Source organism: Lactobacillus sp. ESL0677 (assembly GCF_029392875.1).
Taxonomy (GTDB): Bacteria; Bacillota; Bacilli; order Lactobacillales; family Lactobacillaceae; genus Lactobacillus.
Genome location: NZ_CP113946.1, coordinates 1,049,862 through 1,073,673 on the forward strand (window position 1 = coordinate 1,049,862; position 23,812 = coordinate 1,073,673).

Consider the following 23,812-nt stretch of genomic DNA (forward strand, 5'->3'; position numbering starts at 1 on the left):
TGATTTTACCATTCAAACGGACAGATTTCAGTTATAATAAAAGATAACAAATAAAGGAGAAGTTTTATGGCAAAAAAAGCAAATAAACAAAACGAAGAAGAAAGTTTAGGAAAATTTATCCTTGACGTTGTGGTGATGATGGTCGTTATCTTAGGCATCTTTTGGCTCGTCTTTACCTATGCTCTTTCAAATGATAGCGTATCAGGACCCTCAATGCAGCCAACTTTTGAAAATAACGACCGCTTAATTTCAGTTCGGCACTTTAAACCTAAACGTAATGATGTTGTCGTTTTATTGGCACCTAAGGCAGCTAATGATGTTCCCGGTGCACTTTACATCAAGCGGATTATCGGCTTACCTGGTGATAAGTTGGTTTCTAAAAATGACAAAATGTACATTAATGGCAAATTATTCAAGGAACCATACTTGGATAACAGCTTAAAACAAGCTGATAATGCGGCTGGACAAACATACACAACCAATTTTACCTACAAGGTGCCAAAAGGTTACTATTGGGTAATGGGTGATCACCGTGATATCTCCAAAGACTCACATATCTTTGGTCCTGTTAAACGTAGTGCCTTGGTTGGTAAAGTTGTCTTACGTTACTGGCCCTTCAACAAAATTCAGGGATTTTAATATTCTTTCTCTTTGAATTTAAGCAATTTTTCGTTAAAATAAAATTGTAAAGGAGAATAATTATGAATCATCAAATAGAAGAGTTATCCGATGCAATTATTGATTATCAAGTAAGACATCACGTCACAGATACTGATTTAGCCTTTGCCAGCCACCTATCAGTTGAAAAAATTCATGCAATGAAAACCGGCGAGGGTGAATTCACTCCTGAAGAAATTAATCAGCTTTATGATTACATGGCAGCTAGCCGTTAAAACTAATTAACTTACTTAAAAAGACCTTCAAGTTTATTGAAGGTCTTTTGTTGTTTAGTTAGTTTTTTGCTTATCACTATTAGTTTCTTTTAATAGAAAATCATTCTTTTTAGCAGTTATACTCCAATTTTGGAGGTTGCTAACTTTATCAGTAATTATTCCATCGATTTGATCTAAATTGCCGACTGTAAAAGTATTAACTGAATCGATTTTAGTATGATCTGCAACCAAATATACCTTTTTTGCTCTTTGCATAAATACTTGCATTGTTTTTGCTACAATCGGATCTTTATCTGTAATACCGCATTTAATATCTATTCCAGTTGGGCTAAGAATTGCGTAATCAGCACTATATTTTGCATAATCATTTACATTCTGAGCTTCAAAACTTAAATTATCCTTATTTAACTTTCCCCCTTCTGTATAAAAATCTAATGTCGGCTTTGTCAAAGCATAATTTAAACATTCAACGGAATTAGTAATACCTGTAAACTTTCTTCCAGTTGCACTTAAAACTTTTAAGACGCGCAGAGAGGTACTCGCTGAATCAAAGAAAAGACTGATATTCCCTTGATTAGTAATTAGCTTTGCCGTACTTGTTGCAATATTATTTTTAATATTAGCTAACATTGAATTTCTAGCTTTAAACGGCACAGATTTATTAGCTAAAAAAGAATACGCTCCACCATGGACTCTTCCAATTTTACGTTTAGAAGCTAAGTAATCCAAATCTTTTCGAATTGTTTCTTTTGAAACTCCAAGTTCATCGGATAATTGCTTTACTGTAACACTACCAGATAAATTTAAAAGCTCTTCAATTTTTTCTAGTCTTTCAAATTTCAATTGTCTACATCCTCCAAATCAATTTCTAAATTTTATCTATCAATTCTAAAATAGCATATAACAAAATTATATTAGCCAACAAACAAATTATTTAATAGCATATAATATAATATACTAAAAAAGGTATTAAGTAATTCAACTTAATACCTTAATAGCTATTATTATTATAATGCTGTATAATTCACTTTACTAATTTAAAAGCGTTTAATTTGTCATGATTTCGCTATACGAACATTCGAGTAATCCGAATGCTTTTCAATTGTATCGATAACTTTCTTTTTGTTTTTTTTGAAGTAAATGAACTGAACAATATACAAAATGACTATAATTCCAATAATTAATGGGTTTTTAGTCATAAAAGCGATTGTAATTAATCCTAATAGAATGTTCGCAGCTACAAAGCCAATGACCATTAAACTATTACCAGGAATTTTAACACCGACTTGTTTAGCTATTTTAGTAAACATAGGTGCAAAATACGAACCGATGTACAGCTGACCTGCAAAAATACAGATATCCATAATTAATGCTTTAAAAATATTACCATCTGCTAAAGCAATATTGATTTCTGAATCATATGCAAATCCCGTTAAGCACATTACCGGAACAATAATGTTACCTGGTAAAATAAATGCCATAATTAAAGCGAACGGAATCATTAAAATTCCAGTAGTTAACGTTGCACTTTCACCATAGCCTAATGCATCATTAACAGCAACATACCATTCTCGACCACCTTTCTTCATTGATTTTTGGGAAGCAGATGTAATACTTGAAAATGAAGCCGCAAAAATACTACCTATCTTTGGAAAAATTGCCATAACTGCTGAAGTAGTAACTGCAGTAGTTAAAATTTGTCCCCATGATGCAATTGCTGTTAGTGTTGTAAAGTTACCAATAAAACCAAGCAAAAAACCAACGATAAAACCAATAATCATTGGATCACCCAGAAATCCGAGCTTTTTACGAATATTTTCAGGATTTAATTGAATCTTATCAGCACCTAATTTTGATAAAACTACATTTAAAATTAAAGCAAATGGTACATTACCAACTTGATGAGGTGCAGATAAAGTACATTGAGGATAGCCATAATATGTTGACCAGCGATTAGCTATAACCTCAGAATACAGTAAACATACCATGTTACCAAACAACATTAAAAAGCTAGCTAACCACATATTTTTTGTAACAAAGTAGAGTTCAGAACCCCATAAAATTAATGAATAATTATTCCATAAATCACTTGGCATAAAAACGTTAGTCCACTTAATTGCAAATAAAAATACTTGAAAAATTAGTAAGACTGCAATAAAGACCATCCCAATTTGAGTAGAATAAGCAATTACAGCGGTAGCTTGCCAGCCAATATCTAATACTGGTAAGTTTAGGTGTGCCAACTTTACCATTTTGTCAACAACTGGAGAAATAACTGGTGTGAAATAATTAGTAATCATATCAAAGCCAATTAAACCAACAGCTGCAAGAATAGCTGAGTTAATTGCTTTTTTAACATTTATCTTCATGAAGATACAAATCAGGAAAATTACGATTGGTACAAAGATATTTGCTCCAAAGGTATCCATAATTGTTTTTAATGTTTGCATTTATTTGCCTCCTATCTTTTTAAGATAAGTATTAAATATACATTACTATTCAGTAATAGCTTCTTTGATTTTTTCAAACACATCTTCTTCACCGATACCTGTTAACAATCCAGTTGCATTGATAATTGGAATGTCATATGTACCAGGTATTGGTGATGTGAAGACAACAAGGTCATAATCACCGGATGGGATTCTTTCAGAAGCCTGCTGCGGATTTAGCTCTTCAGCTTGAACATTAAAGCCCAAAGATTCAATATATTCTTGAGCTTTTTCAGCTACCATTGTTGAACTGACAGTTCCTGAGCCACAAACGGCTAATAAATTAATTGTTTTTTTCATTTTTATTTTCCTTTCCATAAAGATAGTGCATCAAACAAATTTTTTGATTGATATACTTCTTTTAAAAAGCTATCATCTTGGAACATTGCGATTAATTCTCGTAAATTCTGTAATTGTTGTTGAGCTCCCGTAGAACAAATAAAGAACACTATTTTCACTTCAACTTCAGTATCAGAAGATCCCATTTGTTGAAAAGGGATAGGCTTATTCAAGCGAACTACAAGAATACCATCCTTTTTGATATTTATTGGGTCACAATGTGGAATAGCAACACCAATAGTTTTTGTTTGCAGGCCTGTAGGAAAACTTTTTTCTCGCCTTTGTAAAGCAGGCAGATACGAGTTATTTATCATTTTTAATTCAGATAATTTTTTTGCTGCTAAATTAAAAAGTTCATCTTTAGTTTGGACAGACGCGTTATCTATAATTAATTTTTCACTAAAAATCATATTTTCACCATCTAAAATATTTGAAATAAAAAGAGGGGTATTTGACCCCCCTCTTTTTATTTTTTAGGTTGTCCGTATGTCGTAAATTTTTTAGCTACTTCATTCATTTGTTCCTCATTCAATGGTACAGGGGTACCTACTGCACTGGCATAAATATACAATTTACACAAAAATTCAATATTTCTAGCATTACCCATTGCTGATTCAATCGAATTACCAATAGCTAAAAGACCGTGATTTGCAAGCAAAATGCCATGATCTTCTCCCATAGTCTTGTAAGCTTCTACTGCAATATCATGAGAACCATAGATCTTATAATTAGTACACTTCAATGTTTTGCATAAATCAGCTACTACATAATGAATTGGTGGCACATCTTTGTTTAAGCAAGCCATTGCTGTAGCAAAATCAGCATGCGAATGAATTACAGACTTAATTTCAGGATTATTTTTATAAAAGATTGAGTGCATTTCAAATTCACTTGATGGTTTACGATCACCTTCAAGAATATTGCCATCGAGATCCATCACAACAACATCTTCTGGTTTAGTTTCATAATAGTCGATGCCTGATGGACTAATTAGCATTACCTTGGATTCAGGAACAAAGATACTCAAGTTACCACCAGTACCTGTTGTTAAATGCTCATCAACTAATTTTTTACCAAATTCAACAATTTTATTTCTTTCTTCAATATAATCCATAATAATTTTATTCTCCTATTTTTTGACAACTGTGTTATTACCAATTTCTTGCCATTGATGATAACAATGTAATAATTTTTCGTTTTTATGCGGTTGATATTTGAATCTTAATGGCCGCTGGATGTTCTGATTATTTTCTCCCATTGCTTCATTAGCAACATTAAAGCAACCAATAATTGATGGTTCTTGAAAATCTGAATATATCGCTACTGCTCTACCAGTTATATCAGCAACAACTTGGGGAATTATTTGAGAATTCATCCCTCCACCACAAGCTATGATTGTATCCTTCGTATTGGACACTGTTTTACTTAATTGCTTAATTTTTTGTGAAATTGCAAATCCAATGTCTAAAGGCACACTACCAACAATTTCCTTTTTGGTTATTTTCTTAGAAAATGGTGGTAACATATACCAACCACCATAACCATTAACTCCTGTAGATTTACGAAAACTTTGTGTAGTTAAATTTGCTAGTACTTTTTGTTCACCAGACAAAGAAATATCTTTTTCTATTTCTTTATAACTGGTTTCAGGTAATAATGCCTGTCTAGCGTATTCATAATTAAGACCTGTGACGCCTGGATTATATTCTAAGACATAATCGTCACCGCCAAGATCCAAATCAAGCCAGCAATTAGTATCACTTGAAGCTTCTTTTGAACGAATACAAACTGGACTAGTTGTTCCGGAAACTAGGCACAAGGTACTAGTATCTTGTGAATCTGTGATCGCTCTCATTGCTAGTTGGGTATCAGCTCCCCCAATTACGAAATCACAGTTACTTTGACGGCTAATTCCAAAACTCTCTAGCATATCTAAATTGGTTACTTTAAATTTAGTACCTGTTTTAACAATAGTAGGTAATCTAATGTTAGTTAATCCGAATATATCTAATAGGTTTTTATTCCAGTTTTTAGTATGTAAATCGAATAATTGTGTTTCAACAGCTTGTGAATATTCAATCACTAACTTATTACAAAACAGTAGAGCAAAAGTTTCACTTAAACTTGTAAATGAACAAACTTTAGCAAATAATTCTGGCCGATCATGCTTTAATCCTACTAATTTCATTGCCAAAAAATCTGCAGATAAGCCTCGTGTAGTAATATTTTGGATTTGGATAAAATTATCAACGTAATCGTTAATAAAACGTTCCCCTCTACTATCAATATTAGGAATACCAAAAAGTAATTTCTGATTTTCATCAGTTAAAAAGAATGTCTGTCTAGCTCCTGAAACAGTAATTGCAGAAATATGATTATCAAATGAACTTAAAACTTTTTTAGAAGCACTTTGAAGATTCTTCATAAAAGTTGGAATATCAATTAGCATTCCACTATTTTTATCAGACTGATATTCATTAGGAATATGTTGCAAGTCATAAACCTTACCTAGATTGTCCATTAAACAAACGCGACTGCTACCTGTTCCAATATCTATGAGCAAGTAAAACTTCTTGTCAGCCATATTAATTGCTTCCTATTACAGTCGGATTCATCAAATTTGCATGCTTATAATCTTTATTTAAGAAGTTCAGGATAGATTGAACAGCAATTTCTGATTGATGAAGTACAACTTCATAAGTAGAGCCACAGATATGTGGTGTACAGATGACGTTATCAAGTAGAGCTAATTTCATATCATCTTTTGTTTTTGGTGGTTCAACATCTAAAACGTCAAGTATTGCGCCACTAATTTGCTTATTGACCAATGCATCATATAAGTCATCGTTATTAACTACTGCTGACCTTGAAGTATTAACAAATAGTCCATTCTTATTCATTAAATCAAAGTATTTAGCATCAATCATTCTTTCAGTTTCTTTAGTTACTGGTAAGTGAACAGATACGATATTAGATTTCTTAAAAATAGTGGCAAGATCAGTCTTTTCTACTGGACCGTCTGCATGTTCAACATATGGATCGTAGAAATACATTTTACAACCAAATGCTTCAAGCAAGTGAGCTGCTTTACGTGCAACTGCTCCAAAACCGACAAAGCCAATAGTTTGTGAATATAACTCATGCCCTTTCCAAATATAGTAAGGAGTTGTACCAGGTACCCACTTACCGTCAAGGATCCATTGTCTTGCTGGAATAATTTGTCTTTGCTGCATGACTAAAGTACCAACTAACATTTCAGCAACGGCTTCAGCATTTCTTGCTGGAGTGTGGATTAACGGTACATTATGTGCTGTTACTGCTGGAACATCAATATTCTCTGGAGTTGATCGACAATCAACAATTAATTTTAAATTTGTTGCTGCATTTAAAACTTTGTCGTTAATTTGGTCCAGTTCTGTAATTAAAACGTCTGGATTAACTTCAGCCATTTTTTCAGCCATTTCATCTGGATAGAATCGCTTACCATCTTTTGTCCATGGATCGTAAACAACTTCATCAAATTTATCAGCTAATTTAGCACGTAAATCATCAACAATTTCTGCACGAATATAAATTTTCATTTTTTAATAAAACTCCTCTACTTTTCCATCAGTCAAATATTTATTTAAGTTATATGGTGAATAAACACCTTTATCAGTTACAATTCCTCCAATTAATTCCGGTGGTGTTATATCAAATGCGGGATAAATTGCATGGACATCAGGAGCACAAACCCGAGTTCCCTGAAATTCAAGAACTTGATTAGGATCACGAAATTCAATCTTAATTGAATTAATATCTTTTTTATCTGTATCAGGTATACCAGTAACAAAATATGGCACACCAACACGATTAGCTAAAATAGCAATTTGTTTAGTTCCAATTTTATTAGCGATATGACCGTCCATTGCAATCGTATCTGCGGCGGAAGTATAAAAGTCAATTCGCTCATGTTCTAGACCAAAATTAATCATGTTATCTGTTAGCACAGTTGTATCAAAACCTGATTCAGCAAAACAACTAGCAGTTAATCTTGCACCTTGCATAAATGGCCGTGTTTCTGCATCATAAATCTTAAAAACTTTATTAGTTCTTCTTGCAGCACGAATAATTGCACCAATAATTGTTTCCCCGTAGCACTGAGTTAAAATACCTGAATGATCTGGGAATAAATCAACTAGATAGTCACCGACTTTTTGCATCGTTGAATAACGTCGATTTAAAGAATCTACAGTATCCTCAACTATTGCATCAATCGGATTACTGCCATCCTCAATTGCTTTCTTTGCGATTCCATACGCTCTGTCAGTTATTTTCTTGTAGCGGTTAGCCGTTGTTGGTCTAGCATTTCCAAGTTCTTTGCTTGCTTGAAGCAAAAACTCAAGTTGCTTGTCTTCGACCATATCTTTACATTGATAAGCTGCTAATGCCATACCCATGCCAACCGCTGTATACGGTCCAGCACTTTGAGTTACCATATCTTGAATAGCTTTAATGACTTCATGATAATTTTTACAAATCACAAAATGCTTTTTAGTTGGGTAAACTCTTCGATCAAGAATTTTTACGATGCCATTCTCATACCAAGCAACATTTTCATATTTTAAAAGGAATGGCATTCCTTTGTCTTCTCTTTTCAAATTATGTCTCCTTATATGATTGAATCAGAAATTTCTGCAATATCTGAAATCAGTTGATTACCAGCACTATAAAGTTTTCTATTTAAAATTAAGTCTGTACCAATTTTAATTAGAGCCATTGAAACAATATTTCTTTGTTCAACATTGGTAATCGAAGTTATTTCTAAGACTTTTGAATCGCCAACTGTTCTTCTAATAATTTCAGTACCTGCATAACCAAGAGAATCAGCAATAATTGAAGAAATATAAGAATTTTCAAATTTTCTTTCTTTATATAAAGGAAATTCAACTAATTTATCATATTTCAGATAAAGTTTTTTAATTGTTAAATCAAAAACATCTTCAATAGTATTCTCAAGCCAAGTCATAAATTCAGAATTTTTATTTTCTTTTTTGCTATATTCAACAACTAATGGGAAAACCAAATTACCAATTACATTCCCAATGTCATAACCAATTGGACCATAGAAGGCGAATTCTGGATCAATAATCTTAATTCCATTTTGATTAATAAAAATGGAGCCACTATGTAAATCACCATGTAATAATGCTTGGGCATTATTCATAAAATTATTTCTAAGCTCTGCTACATTAGCTTTTAACTCATCGTTCTCATACAAATTTTGTTTAACAAAATCATCTAGCGCACTATCATAAGTATTACGATTCTTATAATTGTAATATGGTTCTGTTAAAACCAAATCTTCAGTAATATCACATAAATCGACATTAATAAATTCTTTAACCACATTCTTCTTTTGATGCCGATCGAATATTAAATCGGTTGTAGGTAAAAGAGCATCTACCATAAACGACGAAATTTGTTCAGCTAATTTTGGAAAAATTTTTTCAGCATGCAATTCTTTGCGTAAATTTTTATAGGCTGAAACGTCTTCCATAATGATTGCTGACATCGTTTCATCATAGTTGTACATTTTAGGAACCATACCATTAGTTAGTTTCCCTTCAATGCTTAAAGTCTTATATTCAAGTACATTTCTATGTCGATCTAGTTCTCTTCCAGAAGTTCTAATTTTATTATCAGCTTGCTTAACTACAACTGATTTTTGAGAATTGGCAACTGAGTAAACATAATTAATATTACCGTCGCTAATCTCTTTACTCTTTAAATCTGATACATCAGTTCCATCAAAAATATTTGTCTTATCTTTAACATATTGTTTGACAGTTTCAGTATTTAATAAAAAATGTTTTGAATAATCCATTTTATTTCCTTTGATTTTTAATTTGTTGCTTCACTTACTTTGTCTGTTGTTTTGGTTTCAAAATTATCATAACCAGATTCTGGAGTAACTTTAACTCTAGGGAAATCAAAAATGACAAACAAAATACTGCATATCAGAGTTAGGTAGCAATACCAAACCCAAGGCATTATTGATACTGGAGATACTTTTGCCATTGCTCCCGCAACTAACAATTGACCAGCATATGGAATCAAACCTTGAACATGGGTTGCATACATTGAAAGCAAAGTGGCAACTCTTGACCTTGCTAGATGGAATTTATGTCCAATTTCTTCAGCTAATGGTGCTACAGTGATAATTGCAATCGTATTATTAGTAGTTGCTACACAAAGTAAAGTTACGAGCATACCGATTGAAAATTCAGCTCCACGCTTGGTCTTAGTTTCTTTACCCAGCTTATCCATTAACCACTGGATTCCGCCAAGATACTTCATGACTTCAACTAGTCCACCAACAAAAATTGCAATAATGGACATATCTTCCATTCCAGCCATTCCACTTTGAACATAAGTCATCGAACCAATTAAGCTAAAGTCACCATGAATAATTCCAATGACAATACCTGATAAAACTCCAATAATCATTACTGGCATAACATTCATTCCAACAAGTGATAGGATAATGACCAATAAGTAAGGAATAATATCAACTAAGTTATATGAATACGAACCACTCATAGAGACAGTTTTAATAGGATAAATAGCTAACAAAATAATATTAATTACAAGGGCTGGAAGATAAGTTATGATATTTAATTTGAACTTTTCACGTTGCATTACGCCTTGAGTTTGTGCAGAAGCAATAGCAGTTGCAGAAATAAACGAGTTATTATCACCAAACATTGCCCCACCAACAACGATACCAGCCATTAACGCTGGATTAACACCAGTCTTAACAGCTACATCAACAGCTACAGGCATTAATGCAGCAACGGTACCCATTGAGGTACCCATAGCAAAACTCAAAATACAGCCAATAACGAATATCCCTGGCAATATCATTTGTGATGGCAATAAACTTAGTCCTAAATTAGTAATTGAAGAAACAGCATGCATTTTAGTGGCAACGCCTTGAAAGGCCCCAGCTAAAATAAAAATCACTACCATCATGATTAAGGTTGGTTCACCACCACCCTTACAGAATGTCATCACTTTTTGGTCAAAACTTTGTTTTTCTGTTCCTTTTGGTGGTGTTAATGCAAAAGAAACCATTGAAGCAATAATCATTCCGACTAGTAACGGCATACTGTCAAATTTTCCGGTTATAAAACCTGTTAGTGCATATAAAATCAAAAATATAATTAAGGGCATTAGCCCCATGAAACTACCGCTTTTGGATTGAGATAGTTCTTTTTTTTCGTTCATTACAGACCTCCTTTAGTTAAAATCTTTTGATAAGTTTTCTAGTAAGCGCTCACAGTTATAGATTATAATCATAAACAAAATAAATTCAACACAAAACCAAAAAAAGATAATTTTTTATACTTTTATTTTGGTTTTTATTGTTTTTAATTGATTTTTGTGCAATACTGTAAGCGCTGTAAGTTATAAAAATTTTTAAGGAGGTTTATTTTGCAGAATTTTAATTATTACAACCCAGCTAATATGTATTTTGGTAAGGGTGAAGAAAAAAAGGTTGGTCAATTAACTAATGAATTAACTAAAACCAAAAATGTTTTAGTTCTATTTAGTGGTGATTACTATAATTTCCTTGGTATTTCGGCTGTAATTAAGGAGCAATTTAATAAATTTAAAATCAACTATATTGAAAATGGCGATATTGTTCCTAATCCAGAAGTTTCTTTAGTAAATAAGCTAGCTAATATCGTGCGTGAGAATAAAATCGACTTTATTTTAGCTGTTGGCGGTGGCTCCGTTATTGATACAGCAAAGGCTGTTTCATTTTCAGCACTTTATGATGGTGATGCATGGGACTTTTTCCAAGGTAAAGTAACAGTTGAAAAATCCCTACCAATTGGTGTAATTTCAACTGCTGCATCATCTGGCTCGGAAATGTCTAATGCTACTATCATTGATAATGGTGAGTTTAAGCTTGGTGTAGAAACGAATTTAATTATTCCTAAATTTTCGATTTTGAATCCTGAATACACATTAAAAGTTCCTGCATTCCAAACAGGAGCTGGTATTTCTGATATGATGTCTCATATGCTCGAAAGATATTTTACGACAGTTAAAGATGTTAATTTAACTGATCGTATGCTTGAAGGAGCTATGACTGCTCTAATGGCTACGGCATACAAATTGACTAAAGATCCAACTAACTATGAATTACGTGCTGAAATTATGTGGACTGCTGTAACTGCCCACAATAACTCCCTTGAATCAGGGCGTGAACCTGATTGGGGTTCTCATCGAATTGAACATGAGCTAAGTGCTGAATATGGTATTACTCATGGCGAAGGAATGGCTATTGTCTTTCCAGCTTGGATGAAGTATGTCAGCAAGGAATTGCCAGATAAATTTGTTCAGCTTGCCAGTCGGATGTTTAATATTGACACTTATGCATTTTCACAAGAAGAAGTAATCGACCTTTTGATTAAACGATTTACTGACTTCTTCACTATGGTTGGTATGCATAAGAGTCTAAAAGAAATTGGTATAAAAGACGATTCTAAATTTAAAGAAATGGGACTACATGCCACCCATGATGATAAGGTTCCTGTAGGTCACTACAAGAAATTATATTCTGATGACATCGTTAAAATTTTGAACATTGCATTATAAATCGCATTAATAATTTATAAGTTACAATGAAAAAGACGTATAATATTATTTTGCTGATCATTTATTTGGTTTTAGTATTTAATATGGTTATTAAGTTTATTCCCAATGTATTGGCAATAATGCTTGCATTAGTAGTACTACTACCGTTAATCATTGCTAAAGTTAAAAAATATAATAAATAGTATCTTTAGATTAATAAGTTAAAGTATCTCCTTCATTTAATAATTCAATCTACTAAGCTATTACAAATTATTTATTGCACGCAAAAAAGACCTTCAAGTTTATTGAAGGTCTTTTGTTGTTTAAATGTTAAAAATTAATTGTTAGCTTTTGCTTCAACAAATTTATTAACTAAGTAAAGATTGATTGCAAACAGTATTACAGCAATCAGAAGTAAAATGCCAACTGAGTTGCTAACGCCCGCTGTATACTGTCCAGCAATAAAATTAAGCGGATAGTTTAATGCTTGTGGTAAGAAATTGAACATCGATAAAATTGGCCGGAAAATGCCAAATAGGAAGAAAAACCAACACAGCATCAATATCACGTTATTTGACCTACTATTAAAAGCATTGCTAATCAGTTGCCAGCAAAAGCAAACCAAGTTAATTGCCAAAATGACCACAATAACTAGCAATAAAACTAAGCTAATTAATTCTATAAGTCTAACAGCAGCCATGCCATTGTAAGTGATAATTTGACTATCTTTATGCAGCTCTTGTAAAAAGTCACTATGAAAGTTTTTACTCGTGATAAAAGAAAAGCCAAAAACAAAGATTAACGCAAGTAATTGCAAGAATGCTAGATAAACTGCGCTAATAATCGTGCTTGCAAAATCAATTAAGAAAAAATTGGTATCACTTACGGGAATTAGTCGCCAAGTTTGACTAGTACAATTTTGCTGCGTCTTAGACACAGCAATTAGAAAGAAAATTAATTGACATAAAAAACTCAGAGAAATTATGAAAATCCCCCACTGCGGCAAAAAGTCAGTCATTTCCAAACGATTAAAATAAACGTTCATTGCATTATGATTAAGCCAATTTAAAGCTGCAATAACAAATGCCGCCAATAATTGAATGCCGATTAATAAGTGTGCGGTCCCTCTTTTTTGCTTAAACATTACGCCAAATAACTTAGTAAAATTAGTCATTTTTATGCCTTCTTGCTGTTAAACAATTATTTATTTTGCTTTGCTTCAAACGATTTATTAATAAATAACAGATCGATTGCACCCACGAATAAGTTAAAGATCACTAAAATGCTAATACTGCTCAACAATTGCAGCTTCGCTGCTCCTTGATACATTAATTCAAATGGTAAATTAAAGATCGGTAAGAGAGTGTTAGTGACACTAACCCCAAGCCAGCAAATCAGTAAAATAATAATTACTCTAACAATCGTTAATGTCAATTTTCCTGAAAAATGTGGTAAAAAGTCAACGATTGTCTGACTGCTGAAATTTAAAAAGCTCACTGTAAAATAGATAGCTAAAACGATGAGAATTAGTACAGCTAAAATTTGGAGCCATTTTAACCAGCCAAGTTTAGCCATGTCACTAAAGAAGCTTACAAGCATTGATTGTTGACCGCTCAATAAGTATTGCAGCAGCATCGGTTCGATTCCACAAATAAATTCTAGTAAGACCAGGATAGCAAATGAAGCCAGTGAGCTAGCAATATTACTTAAATAAATAGTATTTTCAGTTGCTGGAACTAGCCGCCAAGTTTGACTACGGTTGATCTTTTCCGTATCAGACACGGTACCAATTAAGCTGCCGAAGACAACGATGAATCCAGTCCACATAACGACTCTTGTTAAATTGAATAAAAAGCTATGAAACGTGGTGAAAAACGGATCACCCTGAATTGCAATTGCCTTAAAGGTCATCACGCCTGCTAAAATAGCGGCAGCAATTAGTTGGATAACAATAATTTGCAATAATTTTTTACTTTTACTTCTAAATAATTCTTTAAATAACTGTCCAAAACTCGTCATGGCAGTGCCCCTCCTACTTCAATTACTTATTTGGTGCCGCTTCAAAAAATTTACTAATTAAAAACATGTTGATTAGAAGAAGAGCAATATCTAGCACCAAGTACAGCAAAATTGCTTTACCTAAGCCGGTACTTGCACTGCCTAACAGATAACCCATTGGCGACGTTATTAGTCTGCCAAATATTTTAAACAGTGTCGTTAGCAATCTCATAATTAAAATAATTAATACAACCTGAACTATGAATACCCCAGTCTTGCTAGACATCCCCGGCAGATAGTCCATAATTGACCGCGTGGCAAAATTCAAAAAGCTAATAATTAGGTAGGTAAATAGACTAAATAAAATAATAAAACAGATAATTTGTAAGGCATTGCCAATTACAATATTAAAGTGCAATCCACTTCCAGCTTTAAACATGTTAACAAAAGTCTTAATTGTATCGTTGAAAACGTCTTTAAATAGTAATGAACCGATCCCAACTAGCGCAGCAGTAATTAAAAATTGAGCAACCATGAGATAAACAACTGATGCAAACGAGCTCAGAATATTATCCAAATAAAACATTTCGTCATTAACAGGTGCTAGGCGCCAAGTTTGACTGCGATTAAAGCGCTCATTTTTAACACAAGTAACAATTAGATAAATTGGTAAGGCCACAAAACTAAAGAGGCCGAAAAGTATGTAGCTTAATGGTTCGATATCGCGCCAATCTTCACTTGAAAAGTCTTTATTAATAATTAAATTACCCATTGTAATTATTAAAATTGCCAAAGCAGCAACAAATTGAATGATAACTACCGCATTAGCATTCCGTTTCTTTTGTTTAAAAAGTTCTTTAAATAAATGCTTAAAAACTGTCATTTTTTTCCTCAAATTACTTATTTTGCTTTGCCTCAAAGTATCTGCTAATTAGGAACATATTAACGGCTGCCAAAACCACATCAAGTACTGTAAATAAGCCTACTGCTGGCCAGATAGTTAAATGTTCTACGCCAAGCATATAGCTTAACGGCGAGGTTACAACTGGTTTAATAAATTGATAAATCTCAGTTAAAAGCCACATAATAGCAATAATTAAAATTAAGCGAATGATTGTCACAACTAGCTTGCTTGAGACCGCTGGCAAGAAATCGACGATTGCCTGACTGCTAAAGTTTAAAAAGCTGATGACCAAGTAAACTAATAACCCAAGCAGAATGGTAATTAACGCAATACCAAGTAAGTCAGCAATTGTGGCATTACTTTGGTTGCCTTTTCTAATAATTGCAATCATATTATCCCAGCCGTTTTTAATCCGCTTATTAGCTAAGTAGCTAATGCCAAACAAAATTATCGAACTAATTACCTGCAATAAGGCTAAGTAGATGAAGTTAACAAACGAGCTAAGTGTGTTGTCTAAATATATGTTGGCATCACTTAGTGGTGCTAAGCGCCAAGTTTGACTGTGGTTAATTTGTTCAGTCTGAAAGCTAGTGACAATTAGATAAATTGGCAAAAACAAAAAGCTAAATGCGAAAAAGAAAATAAATAAAAACGGTAAAAATAAATCTATTTTGCGTTCACTACCACTAACTATCATATTTCCTTCAAAATAGGCAAACACAGTAGTAACGAACGCACTTAAAAATTGCAGCAAAATTATTACATGGGCCTTTTTGCATTTTTGCTTAAATAATTCAGTAAATAAATGTTCAAAATCAGCCATTAGTCTTCGTCATCCCCATCATAAAGTCCTTCGTAATATTGCTCAATGGTTTCATGCTTGCTGCGAATTTCGTCGGCTGATTTATGAGCATAAATAGTTTGGTCTTTAATAACGACCACTTCATCAAGTAGTGATGCAATTTCGTTAACAAAATGGTCCGAAATAAGAATTGTTGCGTTATCGTTTTTCCAAAGAATAATCGAATTAATAATCTTTTTACGTGCCATTGCGTCAATACCGCCAAATGGTTCATCAAGCAAATATAAGTCAGCTTTACGAGCAAAAGTCAGGGCAATAATCAACTTTTCACGCATTCCCCGTGATAATTGGCTAAGGCGCATTTCAAGATCTAGCTTCATAAATCTGCGCAATTGCTCAAATTCCGACTTATCGAAATCTTGGTAGACAACTTCGTAAAAGTCAACAACAGCCTTGATTTTAGTAGAATCATTAAAGCCAGTTAAGCCATCAGTAAATGACAAATGTGCTTTTTTCTCAGCGTCCTTGTCAAAACCATCAATTTTTACGCTACCGCGGTAATTTTTAGCCATTCCACTAATAATTCGCATTAACGTGGTCTTACCTGCCCCATTTTCTCCAAGAAGTGCAACGATTTTACCCGGTTGCAAAGTTAAATTGACATCTTTTAAAATCAATTTTTGATTTTTCTTGTAAGTTACATCTTTAATTTCAAGTACATTTTCCATTACAAAACTCCTTACTTCAAATAATTCGTTAAAATCGAACTAAGCTGGTCGTTTGTTACTCCCAAAGCATTCATGCTCTGCACAAACTTATCTAATTCACCATTAATTAAATTTTGCTTAGTCTGCGCTAGTAAATCCGTATCTTCCGTTACGAAATTTCCTTCGCCGCGCTTAGTATATAAAATTCCTTCATCATTCATCTGTTGCAACGCCCGCTGTACCGTGTTTACATTAACTGTTAACTGCACTGCCAATTTACGTACCGATGGGATCTTTTCTCCGGGTTGTAATTTGCCGACAACAATCTCACGGTAAAGATATTGTTTGATTTGCAGATAAATAGGAATATTATCCTTAAATTCCAAAAGTTCACCTTCCATTCTCACTGTACTATTTTCCTAACACACTTATATAGTAACCCATTTGTCGCTTTAAAGCAATCCTTTTTAAGTTAGTTCCAATGTTCCACAAATGCATTTTTTATCATTATGCAAATTAAAAAGCTCATTCCAGTTGATATATCAGCTTTAAAATGGGCTTCTTTAAAAAACAAGTTATTTGTGCATAACTTTTTCAAAACCAGTAAAAAGTAATTTTACTTAGAGCAATAGGAGTTTATCGTCCTCAAATATTTCTAATAAAACACTAGATTACTAATGATTTTGTTTCACTACTCATTATTAGTAACGTTCAATTCGGCCATCTTAACCATTACGTCAACGGCTTTGTACATTGACTCCAAAACGGTATATTCATAACGGCCATGCATATTTTCCTCACCAGCAAATAGGTTCGGACATGGCAGACCCATGTAAGTTAATTGTGAACCATCTGTGCCCCCACGAACTGGATCTTCGTTGATCGTCAAGCCCTCTGCCTTGTACGCTTCACGAGCCAAATCAACAATATCCATGTGTTTAGCTAATTCATCGGCCATGTTGTAATATTGGTCCCACATCTTGAGCTTAATTCGCTCAGTACCGAACTCGGCGTTCATCTTATCAACAATTGACTTAACCAAATTCTTACGCTGTTCAAGACCATCACGCTCAAAGTCACGAATAATGTAGTCTAAGTGCGCATTATCAACGGTACCAGTAAAGTTCATTAAATGATAAAATCCTTGCTTGCCGTCTGTTTCTTCGGGCACTTCCATTTGCGGTAATTGATTTTGGAAGTTGATTCCAACTTGGACGGCATTAATCATTTGGCCTTTTGCAACTGCTGGATGTACGTTAACACCCTGAATATCAAGACTGAACTGTGCCGCCGAGAAAGTACCCCAATCAAGTTTACCAGGAGCTTCACCATCAACAGTAAAGGCAAAATCCGCACCAAATTCAGCTACATCAAAGTGTTCTGCCCCCGTACCAATTTCTTCGTCAGGGGTAAAGGCAAGCCGAATTTTACCATGCTTAACTTCTGGATGAGTGAGTAAATATTCAGCAAACGTTACTAACTCGGATACACCACACTTATCATCACCGCCAAGAAGCGTATCACCAGATGCCGTAATGATCGTTTGACCCTGATAGTTTTTCAAATGCGGAAAAACTTCTGGGTCTAAATAAAACTCAGAATTACCCAGTTGAATTTTGGACTTGCCATCATAATTTTCATGAATTTGCGGCTTAATATTTTCAGAATTAAAGTCAGCTGTATCACTGTGAGCTAAAAAGCCCATTACCGGTACGTCTTTAGTAATATTAGCCGGGATTTCAGCAATCACACAACCAGACTTTTGGTTATAATGAACGTCACTTAAACCTAATCCCTTCAGGTCACTCATGATAACCTGTTTTTGAAAGTTTTCCTCTCGCTCTGTCGACGGAAAACGGTCAGAATGCTCATCAGAGCGTGAATTAACCTGGACATATTTTAAAAATCTTGGTAACAAATTTGGATATTCCATTTTTTCTCCTTAAATTAAACTAAATCTTGAAACGGATTGGTTGAAACCTGAGAAACAGCAACTTCTACCTGCCAGTCTCGCTCAGTATTCCACTTTTGCAGTAAGTCAAAGACCCGATACTTAAATAGCTTCTCGGTATAATGCCCTGGGTCAACTACCGTCAATCCTGCAGAAATCATATCATGACCGGTATGATAATAAACATCCCCCGTAATAAAGGCATCTAATCCTTCATTAACTGCACGGTGCCAATACTTACCACCATCACCACAAATAAAGCCAACACTAGAAATCAATTTTTGGTTATTGGAAGTGATTAGCCGCGCCATTTTAATCCCCATCTTTTGCTTAACATAGTAAGCAAAATCATAGGCAGTCATCACTTGTGGCAGTTTACCCTTGCGTCCGATTGCAATGCCGTCATCATCCAAGCAAAATGGCTCAACGTCAGTCAGTCCTAGTTCTTCTGCCTGCCAATCACTTGAACCATTTTGCGCCTTATCGGAATTAGTGTGGATTGAATAGACAGTAATGCCATGCACAATAATCTGGCCATACATCGCATTTTGCGGATCAGCAAAATCTAAATTGCGCGCTGGATGGAACATTAATGGGTGGTGACTAATGATCAAATTAGCACCTTGATTAGTCGCTTCTTCAATAACTTGTGGCCGCACATCAAGTGTTGTTAGCACCTTGGTAACTGACTTCTCAAGCGAACCAATTTGCAGTCCGACAGGATCACCCTGACTAGCAATTTCTTCAGGAAAATCTTGTCGCAAACGATTAACTATCTCTTTAACTTTGGTCATCTAATTCCTCCTTAATCATTGTAATTTCATGTTCAATTTGTTTGATATGCTCAGTGTCCTTATTTTTAGCCTTGTTTAGATTGACCAGTAAATTCCGGTGGTATGCTAATTGACCACGCCACTTTTGATAGAAGACCGGATTTTTGACCTTTAAAATTAATGGACCAAAGAAAATCTCGGCATCATTTAACTTCACTGGGGCTGGCACATGAACGGCTTTAATTAACTCATAGGTGTGACCAGCTTCTGTAATTAAAGCCTCAGCTTCAATTTGATAACTATGGTTCACCAGCCACTTGCGAACGCCAGGTTCACCAACATTGGGTTCAAGCACCAATGTTGGAAACTGAAAGTCATTTTCCCAAGCCGTATCAAGAATCTCCGTCATCAACTTACCGCCCATTCCAGCAATCACAACCGTATCAATCCGATCTTCATGTGTGATTGTCTCAAGACCAGCACCTAGTCGCACATTAATCTGCTGCTCAAGACCAGCCTGAGCAATATCATCTTGAGCATTGGCCAGTGGACCTTGAGCAATATCACTGGCAATCGCGTAGTCGATTTTACCAGATTGCACGAGTGCGATTGGTAGGTATGCATGGTCGGTGCCGATGTCGGCCACCCGTGCTCCCTGATCAACCATTTGTGCTAAAGTATTTAACCTTAAATTCATTTTTGTTCCTCTGCTCTCTATGTATCACTCAAATTTTAACATAATAAAATTAGTAGTTGCAGTCAGTAAAATAAAAATTACTAGCTGTTTATTATTTTTCCTTTTTGACAAGTAAAAATTCACGGCTTTTTCAAGAAAATAGTTAGTGGTAAGATGATAAAGAAACAAAAAATTTGGAGGATTTATGGATAGAACTGAACGAGTTACACTAACCAACATGTGCATGATAACTAACGGGGAACAAATTTTAGTCTTAAATCGCAATGATCCCACTTGGCCCGGATTAACTTTCCCCGGTGGTCACGTTGAAGCACACGAGTCATTCCACGATTCTGTTGTCCGTGAGGTTAAAGAGGAAACAAATTTAACAATTAGTCACCCTCGTTTAGCTGGGATTAAACAGTTTTACGATGACAACGATCACCGCTACATTGTATTTTTCTATATTGCTAATGAATTTACGGGTACAGTTAAGGCCTCAAACGAAGGTTCTTTAACTTGGATGAGTAAGGATGAATTAATGAACCACAAGCTTGCCTATAATTTTGACCGTGATTTACTCGTTTACTTTAATGAACAAGTTTATGAGCACTTGCTTGACGGCAAACGTGACGAATTGTTTTAAATAAAAAAAGATGATTGTATCGCAATGGATATAATCATCTTTTTTGGTTATTAATCTAAGAAATCACGTAATTGGTTAGAACGGCTAGGATGACGCAGCTTGCGTAAGGCCTTGGCCTCAATCTGCCGAATCCGTTCGCGCGTTACACCGAAAACTTTTCCTACTTCTTCAAGCGTCCGTGTCCGTCCGTCATCGAGACCAAACCGCAAACGTAAGACGTTTTCTTCACGATCAGTTAAAGTATCAAGTACTTCTTCTAATTGTTCCTTGAGCATTTCGTAAGAAGCATGTTGTTCAGGACTAGTTGCATCCTTATCCTTGATGAAATCACCTAAGTGTGAATCGTCTTCTTCACCAATTGGTGTTTCAAGCGATACTGGTTCCTGCGCAATCTTTAAAATGTCACGAACCTTACTTGTTGGCATGTCCATTTCAGCACCGATTTCTTCAGGTACTGGCTCACGACCCAAGTCTTGCAATAATTGCCGTTGAATCCGAATTAGCTTATTAATGGTTTCAACCATATGAACTGGGATTCTAATTGTCCGAGCTTGATCGGCAATAGCACGCGTAATTGCTTGCCTAATCCACCAAGTGGCATAAGTTGAGAACTTAAAGCCAAGACTATAGTCAAATTTATCTACAGCCTTCATTAAGCCCATGTTTCCTTCTTGAATAAGGTCAAGGAAAGACATCCCGCGGCCAACGTAGCGTTTTGCAATGGAAACAACCAACCGTAAGTTAGCTTCAGCTAATTCTTGCTTAGCTTCTTCGTCGCCCTTTTCAATTCTTTTGGCCAAAGAAATCTCTTGGTCAGCGTTAAGCAATGGCACCCGACCGATTTCCTTCAAGTACATGCGAACAGGATCGTTCATGCGAACACTTGAAGGAGCTGACATATCTTTTAATTCAGCTTTTTCGACGTCTTTTTGTTTCTTTAAGGCTAATTTTGATGGTTCGCCCTTTTCATCAATGATACTAATACCGTTATCTTCGAATTCCTGCACCAGTTGGTCGACAGCCTTACCCTGCAGTTTATATGGCTTAATTAACTGCTTAGTAAAGTCGTCTTCAGTAATTGCCTTGTCTTTTTTAACTTCCTTGACAATTTTCTTAACTACTTTATCTAAAGATAGTTCTTCTGTTTTGCTAGTATTTTTCTTTTCTACCACTAAAAAGCCCCCCTTTGACCCTGAATTCTTTTTAACTGCAAAATTTTCTGAGTGATGGCAATAATTTCAGTTGTATCTGTTTTGCGTTTTGCATCTTGCAATTGATTTTCTAAATCTTTCAACTGTGCATTGATTTTACGCATCTCGATTGCGGCCATCTGCTCTTCAAGTTCGCGGTCAGAAAAATCCTGGGGCATATCTGTCATTTCAGTACTTACTATTATACCTTGAAGTTCGTCAGGAATAAAATCTAAAAAACTATTTATTTCAGGATTTTCGTGTTCTTCACTAAATTTTAACCATAATTCAGCTAAATTCGCATATTTTTCATCAGGAAACAAAAAATTATTTTCAAGTAAAAAATCACGCGCATGTTCCGAATGCATAAATAAATACAATAATCGCGTTTGAACCGGATCAATTTTAGCTGTCTGATTACCCTCAATAATTGGTGTTGAATCGTCTTCTAAAATGGGATCAACTGGGCCCGCATTATTTTTATGTCTTTGCGCTGCGTTGTTAATTCGTCGTTGCCGAAGCAAATTAACCTTGAGCGAGTCCTTAGACACGTTTTGAGCCTGCGCAATTCGTTCTAAATAAAGATCTTGCTCAACGGGATTGGATAGCTCCGCGATTTCTTTGACAGCATCGCTAAGATAAGCGATTTTTTCACGGTCATTAGCCAGATTATACTTTTGAGCTAATCGTTTTAAGAAAAAGTCGGTTGGCGTTAGCGCGCCTTTAATTTCATCACGATATTTGTCCACGCCGTATTTTTTAACATATTCGTCGGGATCCAATTTTTCCGGTAAAACAACAATCCCAATATTAAAGCCGCCAGCCTTATCAAACATCTTAGCTGCTCGTTCCTCTGCATGAACGCCGGGGTCATCGCCATCATAATTGATAACAATATTTTTGGTAATGCGGCGCAACATGTACACTTGCTGATCGGTTAAACTTGTTCCCATCGAGGCAATTCCTGACTTGATTCCGGCCTTATATGCTGCAATTACATCCATGTACCCTTCATATAAGACTAAATGTCCTTCCTCGCGAACTGCCTTTTTAGCTTCTGCAAAGTGAAATAGCAACTTAGATTTAGTAAAAATTTTCGTTTCGGGACTATTGATATACTTGGCTTCTGTCTTGTCCGTTGACAAGCGTCTGCCAGAAAAACCAATGACATAGTTACTTTCATTACTAAGCGGAAACATCAGCCGATCACGAAAGCGATCAAAAAGTTCACCATCTTGTGTCTGGACAAATAATCCGCTAGCAGCTAATTCATCATCTGAATAACCATGACCGCGCAAGTATGTCAACAAAAGATTATTTTGCTTGGGCGCATAGCCGATTTTGAAATGAGCAATAATTTCATCATCAAGTTCACGGGATTGAGCATATTCTAATCCACGTTTACCGGCATTAGTTGAGGTTAATACCCGCTGATAAAAGTCACAGGCATCCTGGTGCATTTTAAGCAGTGGATTAGTAGCATGACCTTGCGATTGCCCTGTTTCACCAATATCAATATGAGCAAAATCGGCAACTTTACGAACACTTTCTGGAAAAGTTAAATTATCCTTTTCCATCAAGAATTTAAAAACATTGCCACCTTTGCCGCAGCCAAAGCATTTAAAAAACTGCTTTTCCTCATTAACGGTAAATGAGGGCGTTTTTTCTTCATGAAAAGGGCAAAGACCAATATAGTCTTTGCCCTTCTTTTCAAGTGAGACATACTGGCTGATTACATTGACAATGTTAACATTATTGCGAACTTTAGCAATCGTTTCTTCTGGAATTAAACCAGCCATTCATATCACCCATTCTT

At 34.8% G+C, this 23,812-nt stretch carries 25 protein-coding genes; 4 read left to right on the forward strand and 21 right to left on the reverse strand.

All coding sequences use genetic code 11. The features are described 5' to 3' along the window. Positions 1-66: 66 nt before the first annotated feature. A complete protein-coding gene (gene lepB / locus OZX76_RS04995; protein WP_277178349.1) occupies positions 67-639 on the forward strand; it encodes a signal peptidase I in 573 nt (190 codons plus the stop codon). A gap of 62 nt (positions 640-701) precedes the next feature. Further along, entirely contained in the window at positions 702-893 is a 192-nt protein-coding gene (locus OZX76_RS05000; RefSeq protein WP_277178351.1) for an LBP_cg2779 family protein, read from the forward strand. Between the two features lie 54 nt (positions 894-947). On the opposite strand, the gene OZX76_RS05005 is transcribed toward OZX76_RS05000, so the two are convergent. The 10 genes from OZX76_RS05005 to OZX76_RS05050 form a co-directional block, all read right to left on the reverse strand. Beyond that, entirely contained in the window at positions 948-1,736 is a 789-nt protein-coding gene (locus OZX76_RS05005) for a DeoR/GlpR family DNA-binding transcription regulator (protein ID WP_277178353.1), read from the reverse strand. A 212-nt stretch (positions 1,737-1,948) separates the two neighbouring features. Next, a complete protein-coding gene (locus OZX76_RS05010; protein WP_277178355.1) occupies positions 1,949-3,343 on the reverse strand; it encodes a PTS transporter subunit IIC in 1,395 nt (464 codons plus the stop codon). Between the two features lie 45 nt (positions 3,344-3,388). Beyond that, complete coding sequence (locus OZX76_RS05015) at positions 3,389-3,682, reverse strand: PTS sugar transporter subunit IIB (RefSeq protein ID WP_277132816.1); 294 nt, start codon at positions 3,680-3,682, stop codon at positions 3,389-3,391. 2 nt (positions 3,683-3,684) lie between these two features. Then, entirely contained in the window at positions 3,685-4,131 is a 447-nt protein-coding gene (locus OZX76_RS05020) for a PTS sugar transporter subunit IIA (RefSeq protein WP_277178357.1), read from the reverse strand. 56 nt (positions 4,132-4,187) lie between these two features. Then, positions 4,188-4,835 (reverse strand): L-fuculose-phosphate aldolase, encoded by a 648-nt coding sequence (locus tag OZX76_RS05025; protein WP_277178359.1) that lies wholly within the window; start codon positions 4,833-4,835, stop codon positions 4,188-4,190. A gap of 15 nt (positions 4,836-4,850) precedes the next feature. After that, positions 4,851-6,305 (reverse strand): FGGY family carbohydrate kinase, encoded by a 1,455-nt coding sequence (locus OZX76_RS05030; protein ID WP_277178361.1) that lies wholly within the window; start codon positions 6,303-6,305, stop codon positions 4,851-4,853. Between the two features lies 1 nt (position 6,306). Then, positions 6,307-7,302 carry a 2-hydroxyacid dehydrogenase gene (locus OZX76_RS05035; protein WP_277132824.1) on the reverse strand — a complete coding sequence of 332 codons (996 nt, stop codon included), beginning with the start codon at positions 7,300-7,302 and terminating at the stop codon, positions 6,307-6,309. Positions 7,303-7,305: 3 nt separating this feature from the next. Beyond that, positions 7,306-8,361 (reverse strand): s-methyl-5-thioribose-1-phosphate isomerase, encoded by a 1,056-nt coding sequence (locus tag OZX76_RS05040; RefSeq protein WP_277178363.1) that lies wholly within the window; start codon positions 8,359-8,361, stop codon positions 7,306-7,308. A gap of 11 nt (positions 8,362-8,372) precedes the next feature. Beyond that, complete coding sequence (mtnK, locus tag OZX76_RS05045) at positions 8,373-9,587, reverse strand: S-methyl-5-thioribose kinase (protein WP_277178365.1); 1,215 nt, start codon at positions 9,585-9,587, stop codon at positions 8,373-8,375. A 17-nt stretch (positions 9,588-9,604) separates the two neighbouring features. After that, the gene (locus OZX76_RS05050) at positions 9,605-10,990 is read right to left on the reverse strand and encodes a Na+/H+ antiporter NhaC family protein (protein WP_277178367.1); all 1,386 of its coding nucleotides are present in this window, start codon (positions 10,988-10,990) and stop codon (positions 9,605-9,607) included. Between the two features lie 207 nt (positions 10,991-11,197). Here OZX76_RS05050 and OZX76_RS05055 point away from each other — a divergent pair, with 207 nt between their 5' ends. Next, positions 11,198-12,370, forward strand: a complete 1,173-nt coding sequence (locus tag OZX76_RS05055; protein WP_277142017.1) for an iron-containing alcohol dehydrogenase — start codon at positions 11,198-11,200, stop codon at positions 12,368-12,370. A 316-nt stretch (positions 12,371-12,686) separates the two neighbouring features. On the opposite strand, the gene OZX76_RS05060 is transcribed toward OZX76_RS05055, so the two are convergent. The 9 genes from OZX76_RS05060 to OZX76_RS05100 all read right to left on the reverse strand — a co-directional run bounded on the left by OZX76_RS05060 (position 12,687) and on the right by OZX76_RS05100 (position 20,181). Next, positions 12,687-13,523 (reverse strand): hypothetical protein, encoded by an 837-nt coding sequence (locus OZX76_RS05060; RefSeq protein WP_277178369.1) that lies wholly within the window; start codon positions 13,521-13,523, stop codon positions 12,687-12,689. 26 nt (positions 13,524-13,549) lie between these two features. Further along, positions 13,550-14,368: a hypothetical protein gene (locus tag OZX76_RS05065; protein ID WP_277178371.1), complete on the reverse strand. Its 819-nt coding sequence runs from the start codon at positions 14,366-14,368 to the stop codon at positions 13,550-13,552. A 22-nt stretch (positions 14,369-14,390) separates the two neighbouring features. After that, complete coding sequence (locus OZX76_RS05070) at positions 14,391-15,230, reverse strand: hypothetical protein (protein WP_277178373.1); 840 nt, start codon at positions 15,228-15,230, stop codon at positions 14,391-14,393. A 13-nt stretch (positions 15,231-15,243) separates the two neighbouring features. After that, positions 15,244-16,074, reverse strand: coding sequence for a hypothetical protein (locus OZX76_RS05075; RefSeq protein ID WP_277178375.1), 831 nt, complete (start codon positions 16,072-16,074; stop codon positions 15,244-15,246). Further along, positions 16,074-16,781 (reverse strand): ABC transporter ATP-binding protein, encoded by a 708-nt coding sequence (locus tag OZX76_RS05080; protein WP_277178376.1) that lies wholly within the window; start codon positions 16,779-16,781, stop codon positions 16,074-16,076. The genes OZX76_RS05075 and OZX76_RS05080 overlap by 1 nt, the downstream gene beginning before the upstream one ends. 11 nt (positions 16,782-16,792) lie before the next feature. Further along, the gene (locus tag OZX76_RS05085; protein WP_277132973.1) at positions 16,793-17,146 is read right to left on the reverse strand and encodes a GntR family transcriptional regulator; all 354 of its coding nucleotides are present in this window, start codon (positions 17,144-17,146) and stop codon (positions 16,793-16,795) included. Positions 17,147-17,451: 305 nt separating this feature from the next. Beyond that, on the reverse strand, positions 17,452-18,693 hold the full coding sequence (gene pepT / locus OZX76_RS05090; RefSeq protein WP_277178378.1) for a peptidase T: 1,242 nt from the start codon (positions 18,691-18,693) through the stop codon (positions 17,452-17,454). Positions 18,694-18,707: 14 nt separating this feature from the next. Next, positions 18,708-19,505, reverse strand: a complete 798-nt coding sequence (locus OZX76_RS05095) for a Nif3-like dinuclear metal center hexameric protein (protein WP_277178379.1) — start codon at positions 19,503-19,505, stop codon at positions 18,708-18,710. Next, positions 19,492-20,181 (reverse strand): class I SAM-dependent methyltransferase, encoded by a 690-nt coding sequence (locus tag OZX76_RS05100; RefSeq protein WP_277178381.1) that lies wholly within the window; start codon positions 20,179-20,181, stop codon positions 19,492-19,494. Before OZX76_RS05100 ends, OZX76_RS05095 begins: the two co-directional genes overlap by 14 nt. Positions 20,182-20,365: 184 nt before the next feature. On the opposite strand from OZX76_RS05100, the gene OZX76_RS05105 reads away from it, so the two are divergent. Further along, complete coding sequence (locus OZX76_RS05105) at positions 20,366-20,806, forward strand: 8-oxo-dGTP diphosphatase (protein WP_277178382.1); 441 nt, start codon at positions 20,366-20,368, stop codon at positions 20,804-20,806. Between the two features lie 50 nt (positions 20,807-20,856). Here the strand turns inward: OZX76_RS05105 and rpoD are convergent, their stop codons facing one another. Beyond that, entirely contained in the window at positions 20,857-21,978 is a 1,122-nt protein-coding gene (gene rpoD / locus OZX76_RS05110; RefSeq protein ID WP_277178384.1) for an RNA polymerase sigma factor RpoD, read from the reverse strand. Then, entirely contained in the window at positions 21,978-23,795 is a 1,818-nt protein-coding gene (gene dnaG / locus OZX76_RS05115; RefSeq protein ID WP_277178386.1) for a DNA primase, read from the reverse strand. Before dnaG ends, rpoD begins: the two co-directional genes overlap by 1 nt. Positions 23,796-23,812: the final 17 nt, after the last annotated feature.

What these genes read in the sequence shown, in the direction of transcription:
- lepB (WP_277178349.1), top strand. Translation starts at nt 67, where the DNA reads ATGGCAAAAAAAGCAAATAAACAAAACGAAGAAGAAAGTTTAGGAAAA.
- OZX76_RS05000 (WP_277178351.1), top strand. Translation starts at nt 702, where the DNA reads ATGAATCATCAAATAGAAGAGTTATCCGATGCAATTATTGATTATCAA.
- OZX76_RS05010 (WP_277178355.1), bottom strand. Translation starts at nt 3,343, where the DNA reads ATGCAAACATTAAAAACAATTATGGATACCTTTGGAGCAAATATCTTT.
- OZX76_RS05015 (WP_277132816.1), bottom strand. Translation starts at nt 3,682, where the DNA reads ATGAAAAAAACAATTAATTTATTAGCCGTTTGTGGCTCAGGAACTGTC.
- OZX76_RS05020 (WP_277178357.1), bottom strand. Translation starts at nt 4,131, where the DNA reads ATGATTTTTAGTGAAAAATTAATTATAGATAACGCGTCTGTCCAAACT.
- OZX76_RS05025 (WP_277178359.1), bottom strand. Translation starts at nt 4,835, where the DNA reads ATGGATTATATTGAAGAAAGAAATAAAATTGTTGAATTTGGTAAAAAA.
- OZX76_RS05030 (WP_277178361.1), bottom strand. Translation starts at nt 6,305, where the DNA reads ATGGCTGACAAGAAGTTTTACTTGCTCATAGATATTGGAACAGGTAGC.
- OZX76_RS05035 (WP_277132824.1), bottom strand. Translation starts at nt 7,302, where the DNA reads ATGAAAATTTATATTCGTGCAGAAATTGTTGATGATTTACGTGCTAAA.
- mtnK (WP_277178365.1), bottom strand. Translation starts at nt 9,587, where the DNA reads ATGGATTATTCAAAACATTTTTTATTAAATACTGAAACTGTCAAACAA.
- OZX76_RS05050 (WP_277178367.1), bottom strand. Translation starts at nt 10,990, where the DNA reads ATGAACGAAAAAAAAGAACTATCTCAATCCAAAAGCGGTAGTTTCATG.
- OZX76_RS05060 (WP_277178369.1), bottom strand. Translation starts at nt 13,523, where the DNA reads ATGACTAATTTTACTAAGTTATTTGGCGTAATGTTTAAGCAAAAAAGA.
- OZX76_RS05065 (WP_277178371.1), bottom strand. Translation starts at nt 14,368, where the DNA reads ATGACGAGTTTTGGACAGTTATTTAAAGAATTATTTAGAAGTAAAAGT.
- OZX76_RS05070 (WP_277178373.1), bottom strand. Translation starts at nt 15,230, where the DNA reads ATGACAGTTTTTAAGCATTTATTTAAAGAACTTTTTAAACAAAAGAAA.
- OZX76_RS05075 (WP_277178375.1), bottom strand. Translation starts at nt 16,074, where the DNA reads ATGGCTGATTTTGAACATTTATTTACTGAATTATTTAAGCAAAAATGC.
- OZX76_RS05080 (WP_277178376.1), bottom strand. Translation starts at nt 16,781, where the DNA reads ATGGAAAATGTACTTGAAATTAAAGATGTAACTTACAAGAAAAATCAA.
- pepT (WP_277178378.1), bottom strand. Translation starts at nt 18,693, where the DNA reads ATGGAATATCCAAATTTGTTACCAAGATTTTTAAAATATGTCCAGGTT.
- OZX76_RS05095 (WP_277178379.1), bottom strand. Translation starts at nt 19,505, where the DNA reads ATGACCAAAGTTAAAGAGATAGTTAATCGTTTGCGACAAGATTTTCCT.
- OZX76_RS05100 (WP_277178381.1), bottom strand. Translation starts at nt 20,181, where the DNA reads ATGAATTTAAGGTTAAATACTTTAGCACAAATGGTTGATCAGGGAGCA.
- OZX76_RS05105 (WP_277178382.1), top strand. Translation starts at nt 20,366, where the DNA reads ATGGATAGAACTGAACGAGTTACACTAACCAACATGTGCATGATAACT.
- dnaG (WP_277178386.1), bottom strand. Translation starts at nt 23,795, where the DNA reads ATGGCTGGTTTAATTCCAGAAGAAACGATTGCTAAAGTTCGCAATAAT.